The organism is Kribbella monticola (assembly GCF_003261635.1).
In the GTDB taxonomy this organism is placed as follows: Bacteria; Actinomycetota; Actinomycetes; order Propionibacteriales; family Kribbellaceae; genus Kribbella; species Kribbella monticola.
In genome coordinates this window covers 142929-159380 of the sequence record NZ_QFXK01000038.1, presented here as the reverse complement: position 1 = coordinate 159380, position 16452 = coordinate 142929, and the positions used below count along the sequence as shown (strand labels likewise).

15 protein-coding genes are annotated in these 16452 nt (G+C 66.9%); 9 read left to right on the top strand and 6 right to left on the bottom strand.

Annotated features, from left to right (window positions below; genetic code table 11):
• The first annotated feature begins 227 nt into the window (after nt 1-227).
• Both DIZ26_RS37610 and DIZ26_RS30950 read left to right on the top strand, forming a co-directional pair.
• Complete coding sequence (locus DIZ26_RS37610; RefSeq protein ID WP_157979858.1) at nt 228-1373, top strand: hypothetical protein; 1146 nt, start codon at nt 228-230, stop codon at nt 1371-1373.
• A 24-nt stretch (nt 1374-1397) separates the two neighbouring features.
• Complete coding sequence (locus tag DIZ26_RS30950; RefSeq protein WP_112247965.1) at nt 1398-1961, top strand: CGNR zinc finger domain-containing protein; 564 nt, start codon at nt 1398-1400, stop codon at nt 1959-1961.
• On the opposite strand, the gene DIZ26_RS30945 is transcribed toward DIZ26_RS30950, so the two are convergent.
• Together DIZ26_RS30945 and DIZ26_RS30940 are read right to left on the bottom strand one after the other, a co-directional pair.
• Nucleotides 1899-2612, bottom strand: coding sequence for a GNAT family N-acetyltransferase (locus tag DIZ26_RS30945; RefSeq protein WP_157979857.1), 714 nt, complete (start codon nt 2610-2612; stop codon nt 1899-1901). The two genes, DIZ26_RS30950 and DIZ26_RS30945, sit on opposite strands and share 63 nt — an antisense overlap.
• 38 nt (nt 2613-2650) lie before the next feature.
• A complete protein-coding gene (locus DIZ26_RS30940) occupies nt 2651-3802 on the bottom strand; it encodes an ROK family transcriptional regulator (protein WP_198676375.1) in 1152 nt (383 codons plus the stop codon).
• 201 nt (nt 3803-4003) lie between these two features.
• Between DIZ26_RS30940 and nhaA the strand changes: the two genes are divergently transcribed.
• The 3 genes from nhaA to DIZ26_RS30925 all read left to right on the top strand — a co-directional run bounded on the left by nhaA (nt 4004) and on the right by DIZ26_RS30925 (nt 7651).
• Nucleotides 4004-5941 (top strand): Na+/H+ antiporter NhaA, encoded by a 1938-nt coding sequence (nhaA, locus tag DIZ26_RS30935; RefSeq protein ID WP_112247961.1) that lies wholly within the window; start codon nt 4004-4006, stop codon nt 5939-5941.
• Nucleotides 5942-6042: 101 nt separating this feature from the next.
• Nucleotides 6043-6498, top strand: a complete 456-nt coding sequence (locus tag DIZ26_RS30930; protein WP_112247959.1) for a rhodanese-like domain-containing protein — start codon at nt 6043-6045, stop codon at nt 6496-6498.
• A 190-nt stretch (nt 6499-6688) separates the two neighbouring features.
• On the top strand, nt 6689-7651 hold the full coding sequence (locus DIZ26_RS30925) for a methyltransferase (RefSeq protein ID WP_198676374.1): 963 nt from the start codon (nt 6689-6691) through the stop codon (nt 7649-7651).
• Between the two features lie 5 nt (nt 7652-7656).
• Here DIZ26_RS30925 and DIZ26_RS30920 read toward each other — a convergent pair whose 3' ends face one another.
• Entirely contained in the window at nt 7657-8610 is a 954-nt protein-coding gene (locus tag DIZ26_RS30920; protein ID WP_112247954.1) for a YncE family protein, read from the bottom strand.
• Between the two features lie 116 nt (nt 8611-8726).
• Entirely contained in the window at nt 8727-9737 is a 1011-nt protein-coding gene (locus DIZ26_RS30915) for a cation diffusion facilitator family transporter (protein ID WP_112248138.1), read from the bottom strand.
• Between the two features lie 322 nt (nt 9738-10059).
• On the opposite strand from DIZ26_RS30915, the gene DIZ26_RS30910 reads away from it, so the two are divergent.
• From DIZ26_RS30910 to DIZ26_RS30900, 3 genes are all read left to right on the top strand, one after another.
• Nucleotides 10060-11268 (top strand): TRAFAC clade GTPase domain-containing protein, encoded by a 1209-nt coding sequence (locus tag DIZ26_RS30910; protein ID WP_198676373.1) that lies wholly within the window; start codon nt 10060-10062, stop codon nt 11266-11268.
• Between the two features lie 92 nt (nt 11269-11360).
• Nucleotides 11361-11642 carry a hypothetical protein gene (locus DIZ26_RS30905; protein WP_198676372.1) on the top strand — a complete coding sequence of 94 codons (282 nt, stop codon included), beginning with the start codon at nt 11361-11363 and terminating at the stop codon, nt 11640-11642.
• 291 nt (nt 11643-11933) lie between these two features.
• Complete coding sequence (locus tag DIZ26_RS30900; RefSeq protein WP_112247951.1) at nt 11934-13259, top strand: MFS transporter; 1326 nt, start codon at nt 11934-11936, stop codon at nt 13257-13259.
• A 6-nt stretch (nt 13260-13265) separates the two neighbouring features.
• Here DIZ26_RS30900 and DIZ26_RS30895 read toward each other — a convergent pair whose 3' ends face one another.
• Both DIZ26_RS30895 and DIZ26_RS30890 read right to left on the bottom strand, forming a co-directional pair.
• Complete coding sequence (locus DIZ26_RS30895; RefSeq protein ID WP_112247950.1) at nt 13266-14084, bottom strand: endonuclease/exonuclease/phosphatase family protein; 819 nt, start codon at nt 14082-14084, stop codon at nt 13266-13268.
• A 115-nt stretch (nt 14085-14199) separates the two neighbouring features.
• Nucleotides 14200-15084: a hypothetical protein gene (locus DIZ26_RS30890; protein ID WP_112247949.1), complete on the bottom strand. Its 885-nt coding sequence runs from the start codon at nt 15082-15084 to the stop codon at nt 14200-14202.
• 427 nt (nt 15085-15511) lie between these two features.
• Between DIZ26_RS30890 and DIZ26_RS30885 the strand changes: the two genes are divergently transcribed.
• On the top strand, nt 15512-16387 hold the full coding sequence (locus DIZ26_RS30885; protein ID WP_112247948.1) for a phosphotransferase family protein: 876 nt from the start codon (nt 15512-15514) through the stop codon (nt 16385-16387).
• Nucleotides 16388-16452: the final 65 nt, after the last annotated feature.

Here is a 16452-nt window from a genome sequence, read left to right as displayed (position 1 = left end):
GCTGGCAACGACGCACCGCATCGGACATTGGGGGGATGTTCTCCGTCATCGCTGTACGACCCTGGTAGCACGGGCTGGCATAACGCAGTCTGACCCGATAGGTGCCGGAGAAGGAAATCCTCCGCCTGCGGCGCCTGTGCGGTAAGACGCCGGTTCGAACGATTTGGTTGACCCGGACGGCTCATATGATCCGGCCTGGACCAGTAGCAGTGGAGGCCGGATTCCCGATGGCGCGCACCTATCCGTCGCACCCGCGACGCATACCCCGCAGCCTGGAGGAGCTGATCGAGGCGGCCCGCGACGCCGCCGTCAAGGTGAGTGGGGCCGATCACTCCAACTGGTCCGGCCAGTTGCAGAACGCCCGGCACATCCGCGGCATGCGCGTCGTCGGCGAGGCGACCTGGGGGCAGGGGCTGCGCCTCGATTATGCGTACGTGATGGCGCCGCTACGGCAGATGTACGCCGAGCCGGGGGCGCAGCACGACGCCCAGACGCTGCTGAAGTACCGCCGCGCGCTGGAGACGCTCTTCCACGAGCACGTGCACCTGCTGAGCTCCCACGGCACGAACCACACCGAGGCCGAGCCGTACATGCGGCAGCCCTTCGTCCAGGCGCTCGAAGAAGGTGTCACCGAGGCGTACGCGTTCACCAAGCTCGACGACTTCATCGACGAACTCGGCATCGAACGGATCGCCCCGGGGATCAAAGAGGTCGAGGACACCCCGACGTACGACGCTTTCACGCCGGGAGCGATGGAACTGACCAAGCTGGCCGACCGGGTCTCCGAAGCTGTCCCGGGAGTGGACGGTGCCGAGGTGCTCCGGCAACTCGCCATCCTGAATCCCCGCGACAAGTGGGGCCACGTGACCAGGATCACCTGGGACGCCTCCGGGCTGACCGACCTCGTGCCGCCCGCCCAGCGATCCGAAGCGGAGCGCAGAGTCGGCCGCGCGATGTGGAACGCGTACGCCGAGCAGACGACCAACGACTCTCTCTCACCGAGCTCCCAGCGAGCCGCCTCCCGAGGCGTCGCCGCCCTTGCCTTCCTCGCCGGCCAGACCGAGATCCGCACCATCCGCCACGAAATAGAAACCACCGGCCGCCTGGCCGCGCCCGACCCCACCCCATCCGCGACGGCGGCAGCCCCCTCTGCGCAAGCGGGAGCGGCGCCCTCCGCTCCAGCGGCGGCGCCTTCCGGTCCGCCGGCGGCGCCTTCCGGGGAGGCGAAGGGGATTCCGGCGGATGCTGCGAAGGCGATGGAGTTGACGCAGGCTGGAGTGGCTCCGGCGTCCGGGGTGACGGGTGATTCCGCAGTACAGGGCGTCTCTCGCCCCAGCGCCGCTGCGAGTAAGCCGGCGCTGGAGCGCGACTAGTTCTTCGGTGGGGATACTTGGCGGGTGGATGCGACCGATCACCTGAAGGCCTCGCTCGAGGCGGCGATCGCGTTGGCCAATGCGACCGGTGCGGAGTGGAGCCAGGGTCGCGCTCGCGCACCTCTGGATGAGGTGACAGTGGGGGCGGTGTTACGGCTCACCACCAACCGGATGCCGTCGATCGACGATGCCGCGGTCGCCGAGTTCGCCACCGGCGGCGAGCGTCTCTATCGCGCCCTGCTGTTGCTGACCGAGGGCGAGACCGACACGGCGGCGTCGGCGATCAACGAGCTGCTGGCGTCGACCCGAGCCGCGCCGGTCCTCGTGCGACACCCCGAGTCAGCCTGGCACCTGCACTTCGCTACCGAGGACGTCTCGATCGCGACCGGCTGGCTGGCTGAATTCGGTACTGCGACCGCCATGCTCCTCGGCAGCGACGACCTCGATCGGCTTCACCCCTGTGCCGCCGAACGCTGCGACAACCTCTTTCTCGATGCCACCCGCAACCATCGGCAACGCTTCTGCTCAACGGCTTGCCAGAACCGGACGAAGGTCGCCGCCTTCCGCTCCCGAGTCGCCCGGCCCTGAGCGCCCGGTCACCATCGTTGCCCGCAGCAACCACCCGAGCCGCCGATACAGCTGTACGCCGTCCGCCGTCGCCATCAGCAACCCAGTCGTGGCACCCAGCTCGACTGCCCGCAGGCTGAGCGTCGACATCACCACACTCCCCAGCCCTCGCCGCCGATGCGCCGGATCGGTGTGAATGTCGTGCATCACCGCATCCGTCCCCACCACCGCCGCCATCCCGCGCGCCGCAACGGCCCCGGCCGGATCAACCACCCGCACCAACTCCACAGCCCCGTACTGCGAAGCTGCCGACTCCAGTTCCACGGCGTACTCCGGCCTTGCGGCGGCAACCGGGTGATCCGCCAGGTTGATCGACATCAACGCCTTCCGCTCGGCGAACACCTCGAACCCGGTCGCGGCCAACTCGGCCGCCACCTCGTCCTCGCGCTGGGTGGTCGTCACAGTCACCCAGGTCTCCGGGCCGGCTGCCGCGACCAACTCCGCGATCGCCTCAGGCTCGTCGCTCAAGGTGAAGATCTCGTGAGCCCGCCCCGGCAACCCGAGCTCCGCCTCGATCCCACGCACTACCTCGTCCTGCGCCAGAAGCCGGGCCGGCGGTAACCCCCGGCACAGTCCCCAGCCACGCTGCCAACGCCTCACCAGTTCATCCATGACACCAATGTAACTGCTTATGGCGCGATAGTCAGTTACTAGTCCTGGCCGAGGACGAAGGTCTGGATGGCGGTGACCGCCGCTCCGCGGGCCCATTCGGTGAAGTCCGGCGGCAGTTGCACGAGTGGCGGATCGACGGCCAGCGGGTCCCGGCCCGAGTGCAGCCCCTCGAGCACCTCGGCTTCGGCAAGCGTCGCGAGGCGGATCCCCTCGCCGCCGAGGATCACCCGCTCGGGCAGCGTGAAATTGGCGGCCAGCGCTATCAACCGGCCGAGCGCCTGCCCCGCAGTACCGACGACTCTCTTGGCGACCGGGTCGCCGTTCGCAGCGAGTTCGAGGCACTCGTCGTACTCGACCGGCCGGCCGAGCGCAGTACTGACCTGTCCGGTGATGGCTGAGGAACTGAGGAGCACCATGGCGCAGCCACGGTGGCCGCGGTCGCAGAGCGGGCCGTCCGGGAGGAGAGGGATGTGCCCGATCAGGCCGAGGCTGGCGTCCGCGTTGTCGACCACCTTGTCGTGGACGACGAGGCCGTACCCGATCCCGGCACCGATCGTCAGCAGACAGAACCGGGTCACCCCGCGCCCCGCACCGAACCAGTGGGTCGCCTCGGTCAGTGCGAGGACGTCGTTGGCGACGACCACCGGTACGTCGGTGTGGGTGGCGAGCAGTTGCCCGAGGGAGACGTCGGTCCAGTCGAGGAACGGCGCCCAGCGCACCTCCGCGCGCCCCGCGACCCGCCCGCCGAGCGTCACCCCGATCCCGGTCAGCCCGCCAGGGGCTTCGAGTTCGTTCGTGAGGGACGAGGCCAGGTCGGCGATCACTGCGGCAACACTTTCGGGCGCGTGGTCGGTGAGTGGGCGCTCGGCCGACGCGATCACCTCTGCCCGGAGGGTCGTCAGTACGCCGACGGCGGCATCCGCTGTGAGCTTGATCCCGGCGAAATGGTGTGACTCGGGGATGATGTCGAGTGGTTGGGAAGGACGGCCGACGCGGGGATCGGTCGGGCCGGCGGAGACCTCGACGAGCAGCCCGGACTCGACCATCGGCTTGGTGATCCTGGTCAGGCTGCCGGGCGACAGGCTGACCCGGCGGGAGAGTTCGGCTCGCGACAACGGCCCGTCGAGCAGGATCTCCAGCGCGACCTGATGCGACGGCCCGCTCAGCGGACGCCAGACCCCGTTCGCCAACAGACTTCCCTCCCTCGCCCTGCGCAGCCTACTAGCGCCCCTGCCCGGTGCGGCGGCATCGCAGCGCACTGGACCGGCGGATCGCCGTGACGTCTGCCGCGGCGCCTTCCTTGATCAGGTCAGCACCAGCGGCTGCAGCGCGCGGCGGCCTCGTCTGCAGACTGGGTTGTAGGTCCCAATCGGGGCAGTATGCTGACGGCTATGAGCGACTTCGCGGCCCGCTGGAGCGGCCGCACGAACTGGACCCGCGAGGTCGCCGCGCCGATGCGCGCGTTCCTGACGACGGAGGCCGGCAGTTCCGGCGTCCTGGCTGCCGCCATCCTGGCCGCGCTCGCGTGGGCCAACCTGGCGCCGGGGTCGTACGACGCGCTGTGGCACACCGAGCTTTCGTTCGCTTTCGGCGGGCACGAGTTCGGTCTGGAGTTGCAGGAGTGGATCAACAGCGGGCTGATGACGCTGTTCTTCCTGGTGGTCGGGCTGGAGGCGCGGCGCGAGTTCGACCTCGGTGACCTGCGCGACCGGAGCAGGTTCGTTTTGCCGGTGATCGCGGGTGTCGCGGGCATGGTGACGCCCGTCGTCATCTACCTCGCCTTCAATCACGGTGGTCCCGGCGCGCACGGCTGGGGCGTCGCGATGTCCACCGACACGGCGCTGGCGCTCGGTCTGCTCGCGCTGGTCGGCCGCGGCGTACCGGATCGCGTCAGGGTCTTCCTGCTGACAGTCTTCGTGGTCGACGACCTGATCGCCTTGCTGGTCATTGCCGTCGTCTACAGCGAGAACATCTCTCTGCTGCCGTTGGTCATCGCGGTCGCTGCGTTCGCGGCGGTCCTGATCGCGGCGCTGCTCAAGTTCCGGCATCCGTCCATCTATGTTGCCCTGGGCATCGTTACCTGGGCCGCGTTGCTGACCAGCGGGGTGGATCCGGTCGTGGCCGGCCTGGCGATCGGGCTCACCGCGTCGGCGTACTCGCCCGGGCGCGACGAACTCGAGCAGGCGACCGGTCTCTTCCGCCTCTTCCGCGAGCAGCCGACCCCGGAGTTGGCGCGCACCGCGACGGTCGGCCTCACCTCGACGCTGTCGCCGAACGCCAGGCTGCAGCACTTCTACCACCCGTGGACGAGCTACCTGATCGTTCCGCTCTTCGGCCTGGCCAACGCGGGTGTGACGATCGACGCCGGCTTCCTGTCCCGGGCGTTCAGCTCGCCGATCACGCTCGGGATCATCGCCGGGTATGTCGTCGGCAAGCCGCTTGCCGTGATCGCCACGTCGTCGGCACTCGCCCGCTTCAGCGGTGGCCGGATCCGTCCGCTGGTCGGCTGGGCCGGCGTCGCGGGCAGCGGCACGATCGCAGGGATCGGCTTCACCGTTTCGTTGCTGATAGCAACCTTGGCCTTCGACGGTCCGGAGCTCGCGGAAGCGAAGGTCGGGCTGCTGTCGGCCGTCGTCTTGTCGTCGGCGATCACCTGGGTCGTGTTTCGCCTCGCCCGGATGCTCTCCCCGATGCGCAAGGCGAAGGCGCTGCTCGGCGACGTCGACCAACTGGTCGACCTGATCGATCCGGTCGACCCCACCCGCGACCACATCCGCGGTCCCGAGACCGCCTCGGTCACGCTGGTCGAGTACGGCGACTTCGAATGCCCGTACTGCGGGTTGGCCGAGCCCGTCGTCCGCGATCTCCTCCACGACGACGACCTCCGCTACGTCTGGCGGCACCTGCCGCTGACGGACGTCCACCCGCACGCCCAGCTCGCCGCCGAGGCGTCGGAAGCCGCGGCCGCTCAGGGCCGCTTCTGGGAGATGCACGATCTCCTGCTGGCGAACCAGGAAGACCTGCTGCCGAAGGACTTGATGGCGTACGCCGAGCAGGTAGGGCTCGATCCGCAACGCTTCCACGACGACGTGAAGCGCCACGTCGCCGCAGCCCGCGTCGCCCAGGATGTCGAGTCGGCGGACCTGAGTGGCGTCTCCGGCACGCCGACCTTCTTCATCAACGGCCAACGCCACTACGGCGCGTACGACGTCCCGACCCTCACCACCGCCATCAAAACAGCCCGCGCCCGAGCCGCCATCAAGACCGACGACTCCGGCCCGCTCTTCCGCCGTCGCCGCGCACCGGCGGGCTTGGATGAGCCCGCGTAAATCGTCTGGCAGTATTTTGTAGTAGTTGGTCTTTTCTGCCACTTTCCGCGATGAGCGGTGTGGCTGACGCTTGAGGCTCCTGAACGAGAAGGAGTTCTGCGATGTCATCGGTGCTGAGTACTCTGCCCGCCGCCCAGGAGGCCGCGGTCGCGCACTTCGCCGCCCGCTTGTCGTACGAGACCGACCCGTCGGACGTCGCCGCCGACATCGGTGCCGGCGTCACCGGTTGGGTGCTGATCGACAGCCGGAGCCAGGCGAGCTGGGACCAGGGCCACGTGCCCGGCGCGATCCACCTGCCGACTGCCGAGATCGCGGCCCGCGCGGCTTCCGTAGTACCGGCTGGATCTTCCGTCGTCACGTATTGCTGGGGGCCGGGTTGTAACGGTGGAACCAAGGCGGCGCTGGAGTTCGCCAAACTCGGCTACCCGGTCAAGGAGATGATCGGCGGCTTCGAGTACTGGACCCGCGAAGGCCTCCCGGTCGAAACCGCCGCCGGCATCGACCGCCGCGCCACCGACCCGCTGACCGCCCCACTGGGAATCGCCTGCGCCTGCTGACCCTGCCGGTGTGAATCTCCAGCACTGATCAAGGTGCGTTCACCATCGTCGCCGCCAGTTCCGGTGTCAGGTCACTCACCCCACCATCGTGCCCGCGCCCGTGTTCGGTGGGGTGCAGAGGTCGGCTCTGGTGTTTGCGGGCCGGGCAGCGGATGATCGGCGCATGGGGGGACGAGAAGAACTTCAAGCGATGATCACTGGGTTCCGGCTGTCGGCTGCGCTGAGCGTGGCCGCCGAGTTGGCGATCTCCGACCGGCTGGCCGACGGGCCGCGCACGATTGCCGAACTGGCGGCCGAGGCGGGTGCCGACGAGGACGCGCTGCTGCGGTTGCTGAGGGTGCTGTGCGCCGTGGGGGTGTACACGGAGGCAGACGGGTCGTATACGAATACGCCGCTGGGGGAGAGCCTGCGAACCGGCGTACCGGGAAGTCTTCGTCCGTTGGCGAGGATGATGCAGGATCCGGCGCTGTGGGCGGCCTGGGGAAATCTCACGCACAGCATCCGCACCGGCGAGAACGCGTTCAAAGCCTTGCACGGTGTGGATGTCTGGGAGCATCGGACCGAGCATCCTGAATTCAACGAGATCTTCAACGACAACATGGCGGCGCTCAGTTCAGTGGTCGCCGGTGCGGTCGCGGAGGCCTACGACTTCAGTGAGTTGAAGACCGTTGTCGATGTGGGCGGGGGACTGGGTGTCCTGCTGGCCGCAGTACTGGAGAAGTATCCGCACCTGACCGGGACGGTCTTCGATCAGGAACACGTCGTCGGCCACAAGCCGCCGCCCGGTGCGTCGCCGTCGGTCGAGGATCGCTGGTCCTTTGCCAGCGGCAACTTCTTCGAATCGGTCCCGGCCGCCGATGCCTATCTGCTCAAGTCGATCCTGCACGACTGGCCGGACGAGGAGTGCGTCTCGATCCTGCGCACCTGCCGTCGATCCCTCGCGCCCGGGGGTGTCGTCCTGGTCGTCGAGGGCCTTCTCGGGCTACCTGGTCATGAGGCCGAAGCGGCGTTCTCCGACCTCAACATGCTGACCCTTCCAGGCGGCCGCGAGCGCACGGAAGCGCAGTACGCCGCACTCTTCGCCGCTGCGGACCTCGAGTTGTCCCGGGTCGTCCACACCTCGGCCCGGATGTCCGTCCTCGAGGCCCGCTGACATCGCTATCGCTTCAGGACAACGAGGTTGTAGTCGGTGCCGGCCGGTACGCCGGTGCCCAGTGGCGGCGGGAGGCCGACATCGAAGCGGGCGTTGACCAGGGCGAGCCGGCCGTCCTGCTCGGCGACCGCGGTCGGGATCCGGAAGGCGCCGTGGACGTCCGCATCGGTGACCACCGAGGTGATCCGCGCAGTACGGAAGTCGTGGCCGAGTTTGACCGTGACCAGTCGCTCGGCGAAATTCTCGACGACGTACAACGACCTGCCGTGCAGCAGGATGCCGTCGGGTGATCCCGGGGTCAGAGCGCCGCCGGTCACCTGAATGCTGTGGCTGGAGCCGGTGCGCGGGTTGATCGTGACCAGCGTGCCCAGCGCGGAATGGTCGGCGATCAACGTGTGGTCGTTGGGTGCCGCGATCCCGTTGAGGTTGAAGCCGCCTGGGACGATCGTTGCCGCCGGCCCGCTCAGCGTGATCTTGTGCGGCCGGCCGATCCAGCCGTGGTACCCGATCGGCACCTTGTACAGCACGGGGTTGAAGGAATCGGTGAAGTACGCCGCGTGCGTGGTGATCACCACGTCGTTGATCAGCGATGCACCCGCCGTACCGAGACTGAGGTCCGCGATCGACCTGCCGGTCCGGGTGTCGTACACGTACGCGTGACCGGTCGGTCCGCCCGCGACCCAGAGCCGGTGATGGGCCTTGTCGTACTTCATCCCGAGCGCCGTCCGCCCCGCCGGCGCATCGATGAAGACCTTGCCGTGGTGGCCGCGGAGATCGGTGCGATAGATGTCCCCGTCGACCAGCGAACCGACGTACAGGGTCGATCCCGACCCCGCGGCGATGCCTTCCGGTGAGAAATCGTTCGGCAGCGGGATGGATCGCACCGAGGGCGGCGCGCCCATCCCGAGCATCATCACCATGGCCGGCACAGCGACCAGCAGCCTCGTGACCTTTCGCATGACGTCCCTCCCCTGACCGTGCCCCTTCCTTTCGACGCTAAGCCTGTATTTGCGGACCGTCCAGACTCCGAAACCGCTGTCACTGCATGCCAGTCAGCGGCTTCATAGAGTCGCCGTCACAGCGACGGTTCGTCCGGTGCCGAAAGGCTCAGTACTGCGCCCGCTACCGCGGGGGACGCGCTGATCCGGGCTTCGAGAGCGCGCAGACGCACAGCTACATGGGATTCGGTGTCGTCCCCGGCCAGGTCGACGTCCCCGATGACCGAAATCATCCGCGGGCCGACGATCTCGAGCCGAAGATAGGTGACCCGGGCAACTTCCGGCGCAGCCAGCAACGCCTGCAACGCCGCCTCGCGAACCCGCGGATCGGCCTCCTGCCCGACCAGGAACCGCCGATTGCGGTTGATCAGCAGCAGCGCGACGTACGCAAGCAGTACGCCGACCAGGATCGACCCGATCGCATCCGGTGTCGCCGAGCCGGTCAACTGATGAGCGACGAGGCCGCCTGCCGCAATGACCAGCCCACTCAACGCGGCCGCATCCTCGACGAACACAGCCCGCAGCGTCGGATCCGAGGTAGCGAGGACATGCTCGATCAGGTCCCGCTGCAGCGTCTGGGCCTCCGCTTTGGCCTGCCTCGCCGACTGCAGGAACGAGATCCCTTCCAGCACGAAGGAAACCGCCAGTACGACGTACCCAATGACGAAGTGCCCCGCCGGCTCGGGTGTGATCAGCTCCTGGACCCCATGCGTGATGGACACCGCCGCGCCGGCAACAAACAACCCGAGCGCCGCGAACAGCGACCACACATACGCCTCCCGCCCATGCCCAAGCGGATGCAGTTCATCAGACGGCTTGTGCGCCCGCCGATTCGCGATCAACAGAAACACTTCGTTGCCCGCATCAGCCCAGGAGTGCGCCGCCTCCGCCAAGATCGACGCCGACCCGGTCATGAACGCCGCCACCGACTTGGCCACCGCAATCAACACATTGGCCCCGAACGCAACCAACACAGTCGTCAAACTCTCCGACCCACCCCCACCGGCCTGCGACCCCGGCACCTCCTTCAACAACTCATGCCGCGATTCGCCCGGCTCCACCCGCTCCTCATCCCGCTCAAACACCATCAGCCAGTCGTAGCACACCGAACTTTCGCCCGCGGGTTGAACACTTCACGTACGCCGGAAAAGCGCCCACATCGCCCCTCCTACGTCGGCGCTCGACCCACCCACCCCATCCCGCCGCTCCTCCGTCGCGGCTCGCGATCGCGCGCGGGTTGCTTGCCGTCCGGGGGTTCCCCTCATCGTCGTTTCCTCGCACTCCTCGTCTGTGCCTCGAACCTCACGCCGTACAACTGATCAGGACGAGATCGGCCGCCGGAGACCGCTCTCGCGACCCGGGCGGGGGACTGCGCAGCCAGTTGTCCGAGTCGCCGCGCCGCATCCGTGTGTGAGGTACGTTCGCGCCATGGCGAAATACCCCAGAGTCCGTGAGCAGCACATCGCGGTTTTCGGAGAGAGCGGCTCCGGGAAGACGGTGCTGGTTTCCTCGTTCTTCGGCCCGACGCAAGAGGGCTCATATTCGAACGACCTGTGGGACCTCGTCGCAGACGATACCGGCCAGGGCAATCGGCTCTACCAGAACTACCTCGGCATGAGAGATCGCGGGCGAGCGCCGGCGCCTACCCGGTTCGCGGCTACGACCTACATGTTCTCTGTGAAGCTCAAGGGCGGAGACAACTCCGAAGCGAACAAGCGGCCGTTCGACGCCCTGCGACTCGCGTGGCACGACTATCCGGGGGAATGGTTCGAGGAGACGCCGAGCAGCGAGGAAGAGGCCAATCGCCGGGTCGACACGTTTCGGTCGCTGCTGGGTTCCGATGTCGCGCTCCTGCTGGTGGACGGCCAGAAATTGCTGGACTACAAGGGCGAGGAGGAGAGGTACCTCAAGTCGCTCCTGACGAACTTCCGGCAAGGCGTGCTGCGACTCAAGGACGAACTGCTCCGCGACGACGACCTGCTTGCCGAGTTCCCGCGGATCTGGATCATCGCACTCTCCAAGGCAGACCTCTTCCCAGACTGGGATGTCTACTCGTTCCGCGACCTCGTCATCGAGAAGGCGGCCAACCACCTCGACGGCCTGCGCTCGACGCTGAAGGAGTTCGTCGAAACCCCCGACGCACTGTCGGTGGGCGAAGACTTCATGCTGCTCTCCTCGGCCAAGTTCGACCTCTCCGCGACTGGTCCGGACCCGGTAGAGATCGATGTGACCCAACGCGTCGGGCTCGACCTCATCCTGCCGGTGGCCTCAATACTTCCTCTGGAGCGCCGAGTTCAGTGGAACGAGCGGATGGAGATCCCGAGGAGGGTGCTGGACACCCTGGCGGACGGCGCCGAGACCCTAGCTGCGGTACTCGTGGCCGCGAAGGGTCTTGGTATCGAGAAGCTGGTGGCGAGGCTGCCGATAGTCGGTCCCCTCGCGGGCAAAGCGGCGGTCCCTGCCCTAATAGCGGCCACCAAGATGGGTGGAGCGCAACTCAGGGAGATCAACGCCCAGGCTCGAAAGCACCACGACTTCCTGACCGCGACGATCACCCAGTTCAAGCTGGACCTCGACCAGGGCCTCAAGGACAAGCTGCTCATCAAGAGTCTCAAGTGAGCGTCGACCTATCCGAGAGCCTCATCTGGGCTACTCGAGGCCGCTCCTGGGGTTTTCGGTTCCTCCTGAACGGAGGGCGGCCCGACCCACTCGTGGATTACGAACGCAGCTTCGCAGATCTCGATGACGAGCCGACGACTTGGCGTCGTGCCGCTGGGCAGGTCGCGCTGCGCTTTCCTGATCCGTTGGGACGGAAGGACGCAGCCGGTCGCGTCATCCCACACGAGTTCGTGGTTTCCGGAGACTTAGCCGATGAGATCGAGTCTGTCGAAGACGGCGTGCACGAGATCTGGCCGCTTGTCGCACCGGCTTACGCCAGAGTCTGGGATGCCGAGAGTCCACCCACGGCTGCTGAACTCGGCTTCACCGCCTAAGGCTGCTTGCCCCTCGACGCCTCCCGGTGTGCTGACGGCGATAGCGGCGATAGGCGGGCAGGACGGTGGGGCGACTGCTCAATCAGGGGGCCGCCGTGCGCGACCGTCGTCGTTCCACGAATTCACCTCAGCTCCAGTTGACGAGCGCTACCGCTCAATTGCAGCTTTTGCCGTAGCGAATGCTCTGTACAGAACGCCGACCGCAGTTGACAATTACGGCGGCTTTCTACCGGTGGTTGATGTCCAAAGTCTGAATCACGCGGCGGTTCCGATTCGAGGAGGCGGGGGGCCATGGCCGAGGAGGTGACCGGCGTACGGGTTTCCAGGTTTTTGGTGAATCGGGACTTTGCTCGGCTTTGGTACGGGCAGGCGGTTTCGTCGATCGGTGACTACGTCTTCGACACGACGCTGACGCTGTGGATCGCCACCGAGCTGCTGGCCCACAGCCACTGGGCGCCCGCGGCCGTCAGTGGGCTGATGCTGTGCGCGTTCTTCGCGACGATGGTGGTCGGCCCGCTGGCCGGCGTGTTCGTGGATCGCTGGAGCCTTCGCCGTACGCTGCTCCGTTCGGAAGCCATCCGCGGCATCGTCGTCGGCACCCTCGCGTTGATCACCCTCCTGCCGACCTCCACCCTCCCGGTCGGCGTCTGGCTCATACTGCTGTACGCCGTGGTGCTCGTCGTCAACTCCGCCGGGCAGTTCTTCAACCCCGCGCGCTTCGCCACCATCGGCGAGATCGTCGAAGGTGAAGCCGACCGGGCCAAAGCCTTCGGGCTCGGTCAGGCGACCGCCGCCACCGCCGTCATCCTCGGTCCGCCGATCGCCGCGCCGCTTTTGTTTGCCCTAGGCATCAAATGGGCGATGTTCATCAACTGCGCCTCGTACGTCGTCTCCTACCTCGCCATCCGGTCGGTCCGCTTCCCGGCCACCGACGCCAGCCGCACCGATGTCTCGACCGCCGAGCGGACGCCATGGCGCACGCAGTTCGCCGAAGGCATCAAGATGTTCGCCCGCAACCGCTTCCTCATCGCTCTGCTCGCGGTCATGGTCATCTCGTCGCTGGGCACCGGCGCGCTCACCGCGTTGATGGTCTTCTTCGTCACCGACAACTTGCACGTCAGCGCCGGCCTCCTCGGCATCCTTTGGATGGCGTACGGCGCGGGAGCGGTCTCGGGCTCCCTGATTTCAGGCCGCCTGACCAAGCTGCTCCACGCCCGCAACGTCACCTGGCTCGGCCTGATCCTCGGCGGCACCGGAATCGCCGCCCTCTCGCGCACAAGTCATTACCCCGTCGCAGTGGCTCTCATGTTCGTGATGGCGATCCCGGTTGCCGTCATGAACGCCGGCATCAGCCCACAGTTGCTGGCGGTGACCCCCAAGGAGTTCACCGGCCGCATGATGGGCGTCATCAACCCCGTCGTCACGGCCGCTTCGATGATCTCGGTGGTGGTGGCCGGCTCCTTGGCCAGCACCACCCTCCGCAACTTCCACGCCACCGTCCTCGGCCTCCACCTCGGCCGAATCGACACGATCTTCCTCACCTCAGCGGCCCTGATCCTCTGCGCGGGCATCTACGCCTACTTCGCCTTACCCCCGACAACCGTTGCGACCGACTGACTTCGATCAGCCGAGGTCGAACGTGGTGGCCAAGGGAAGGTGGTCGGAGGCCAGCGTGCTGGGCGTTTTCGCGGTCTTCGCCTTCAAGGCCGAAGAGTGCAAGGTGAAGTCGATCCGGGAAGTCGGGAGCAACGACGGATTGGTGAACCCCAGCCCGAAGCCGACCTCGGCCCAGGTGTCGGCCCAAACCGCGGTCAGCGTCTTGATCTCCGGCGACGTCGGTACGCCGTTCAGATCGCCGACAAGCAACGTCGGGGCAGTGGACCCCGACAACAGCTGAACGATCTTCTGCGCCTGCTCGACCCGCTCCGCCGAGGTCAGCTTCGAGAGATGAGTATTGGCGAACCGCACATCCCGCCCGCCCACATCCAGGGTCGCCACAGCCAACCCACGCTGCTCGCTACCGGCGTACAAGGGCAGCAAGGTATTGCTGAAGTCCTTGATCGGGTACTTCGACAGAATCGCCGTACCGTACTGCCTCCGCGGCTCGCCTTCATTCACCGGCGGCTGATCGAGATTTGCCGCGAACCGATATTCCATCCCGAGCCGATTCGCCAGCCAGGCAGCCTGATCCACCCAATTACTCCGCGCATCGAAGTGAACATCCACCTCCTGCAACCCGACCACGTCAGCCCCCGACTGACTGATCACCCCAGCAATCCGCTCGAGATTCACCACTCCATCCACCCCGGCACCGTGATGAATGTTGTACGTCAACACAGACAACGCACTGACCTCCCGAGCCGGCGCCGCGACGGCAACCGTCGGCGTCAGCAAAAGCAATCCGGTCAGTACTGCGAACAGGCGGCGGCTGCTCTTACGCACGGCACAACCCTTCTGGTGTAGTCCAGTTCTCCTCCCCAAACCGAACCACACCACTGGGTCACTCCCACTAGGTCACCAGGAGAGTAGGGACCGCCGAGGAACCCGCAGTACCGGTTCAAGCCTCGAAGGTTGCGATCCGCTTCAGTTGCGCGTCACGCCGTCGTCGTACCATCGCGGCGGTGCGCGTTGCCCGGTCCAGTGCCCGTTCAAGCCGTGCTGTTTCGCGCTGTGTGGCCTTCAGCTGTTGTCGGGCTTGGTCGAGTTCGTCGGTCAGCCGGCCGATCGTGGCCTGCAGATCGCTGGCGTGATGCTGGTGCGCGTCGAGGACCGACTCAGCTTCGGCCCGTTCCTTCTCGGCCTGCAGATACTCCTGCTCGAGCTCATCGGCGTGGGTCTGTAGCTCTTCCCGGCGCCGCTGCAGAGCCCGCTCAGCACCAGACTGCTGCGGCCGCGCCAACTTGGCCGCCTTCTTGGCCGGCGTACTGCGGACAGCGCGAGGTTTCATCGGCGCGAACTTGGCCGGCTCGCCGGCTTCGTCGACGACACCGAACCCGACATGCCGCAACGCGCTGGTCAGTTGCCCAGTCCGGAGCAACTGCGCGGCGCCCGGATCGATGAGCGCGGCATCAAGCGTCTCGGTAAGGCGCTCAACGACCGCGGGAGTGATCGACCGGCCGAGGACGCCTGCTTCAGTTCTGGCGGAGGCCACCAGCTCCTTGACCAGGGCGTGGCGTTTCGGGGTCAGGGAGCGCAGCCTGGCGCCGTCGGCCGACAGGTGAGCAGCGCGTAGCTCTTCGCCCAACTCGGTGAGGGCATCAACGCCGTCCGGGTTGGTCCGTACGAGCAGGTTGGCCAGCCACGCCGCCAGGGTCGGCCTCCGCAGCGCCCTGATCGCGGCGGCGGCCTGGCCGCCAACTGTCTTGGCCAGTTGGTTGCGGGCAGCAGTGAACTCCTCCGGCGCAAGCCCGTACAGCTCCACCGCCACCGCATCCAGATCCACCCCTCCACAGTGCACCGCCGCCTCTCCACCCGTCCAGACATTCCCGCGCGGCGCAGCAAATGCTGATGCCCCGGGCAATCAACGTTCGCCCGGGGACCACGATCCCGAAAGGAAATTGGCCCGAACAGCCGCACGGAGTGGTCAACTGAGGACATTCAGCAACTACCGAACTTGCCGAGGGCAACATCTCGGCCGATGTAATCAGCCGGTGACGAAGCCGCAGCGAGGACTCCGGCGGCCGTATCACCTGTCTCTGGCGGCGGCGGGGTTAGTTAGAAACCCGTATCGCCGCAGGCCTCGGACGAATAGGCTCGCGCTCATGACCGACGGCGGCTGGGCTACCGATCCGGCGCTGCGGAGGACGCTGGCGGCCGCTGGTTTGCCAGCAACGGGCCGCTTTGTTCCAAAGGCCGGCTGGGTTAGCCGCGTGTGGGTCGGCGACGAGTACGTAGTACGGCTGAACACGAACGGACAGTTCCGCGGTGCGTATCGCCACGAGGCTACAGTCGTCAACCTGCTCGCCGGCAGCGAGGTTCCGCACGCCCGGCACCTCGCGCACGGCGACGGCCCGGACGGGCCGTGGTACGTCTCCGAACGCCTGCCCGGCCGAACCCTGTACGACGCATGGCCGGCGGCCGACTCGCACACGCGCCAAGCAATGATCGAAAGCCTCGGGGCTGCGTTGCGCGCACTTCACCGTGTTCCTGTCCCGGCCGACCTGCTGCCGCCCTGGCTGGCCGACGCGCTCGCCGGCAAGCCGTGGCCTGCGTTCCACCCACCCGTAGTGAGCGCGACGCTCCAGCAGGTCGAGGCTGCCCGGCGACTGCCCAATCATGACTCGCGCCTGCTCGCGGACGTCGCCGACTGGGTCCAGGACCGGCTGGCGCTGTGCGCCGCCGACGAACCCGTCCTCGTCCACGGTGATCTCCATGGCTCCAACGTGATCGTCGACCAAGGACGCGTCACCGGTCTTATCGACTTCGCGGAGGCGTTGGCTCAGCCGGCGGATGTCGAGCTCGACACCATCCTGCGCTGGTGCGCGAGGGCGCGAGAGTACCCACCCACACCCGACGAACAAGGCCTCGACGAGACCACCCTCGCTGAGGTCCCCGGATGGCTGCACGGCGCGTATCCGGAGCTGTTCGAGCGCGAGCATCTACGCGAGCGGTTGAACTTCTACGACATGTACGTGGAGCTCGCGCTCTACGCACACCACCCCGAGCCTGACATACGTGCAGCGGCGCAGGACCGCATCGCCCGCCTGCTTGCCGGCCGCAACCATCTGGACGGACTCGTCTGGTAGTACCTGGAACTAGCCCGGGCCAAGAACAAACTTCCCAGGTCCAATGCCGGGTGGTTCGCGGTTCA

What these genes read in the sequence shown, in the direction of transcription:
- DIZ26_RS30920 (WP_112247954.1), bottom strand. Translation starts at nt 8,610, where the DNA reads ATGCGAAAGGTCACGAGGCTGCTGGTCGCTGTGCCGGCCATGGTGATG.
- nhaA (WP_112247961.1), top strand. Translation starts at nt 4,004, where the DNA reads ATGAGCGACTTCGCGGCCCGCTGGAGCGGCCGCACGAACTGGACCCGC.
- DIZ26_RS30900 (WP_112247951.1), top strand. Translation starts at nt 11,934, where the DNA reads ATGGCCGAGGAGGTGACCGGCGTACGGGTTTCCAGGTTTTTGGTGAAT.
- DIZ26_RS30925 (WP_198676374.1), top strand. Translation starts at nt 6,689, where the DNA reads ATGATCACTGGGTTCCGGCTGTCGGCTGCGCTGAGCGTGGCCGCCGAG.
- DIZ26_RS37610 (WP_157979858.1), top strand. Translation starts at nt 228, where the DNA reads ATGGCGCGCACCTATCCGTCGCACCCGCGACGCATACCCCGCAGCCTG.
- DIZ26_RS30945 (WP_157979857.1), bottom strand. Translation starts at nt 2,612, where the DNA reads ATGGATGAACTGGTGAGGCGTTGGCAGCGTGGCTGGGGACTGTGCCGG.
- DIZ26_RS30915 (WP_112248138.1), bottom strand. Translation starts at nt 9,737, where the DNA reads ATGGTGTTTGAGCGGGATGAGGAGCGGGTGGAGCCGGGCGAATCGCGG.
- DIZ26_RS30930 (WP_112247959.1), top strand. Translation starts at nt 6,043, where the DNA reads ATGTCATCGGTGCTGAGTACTCTGCCCGCCGCCCAGGAGGCCGCGGTC.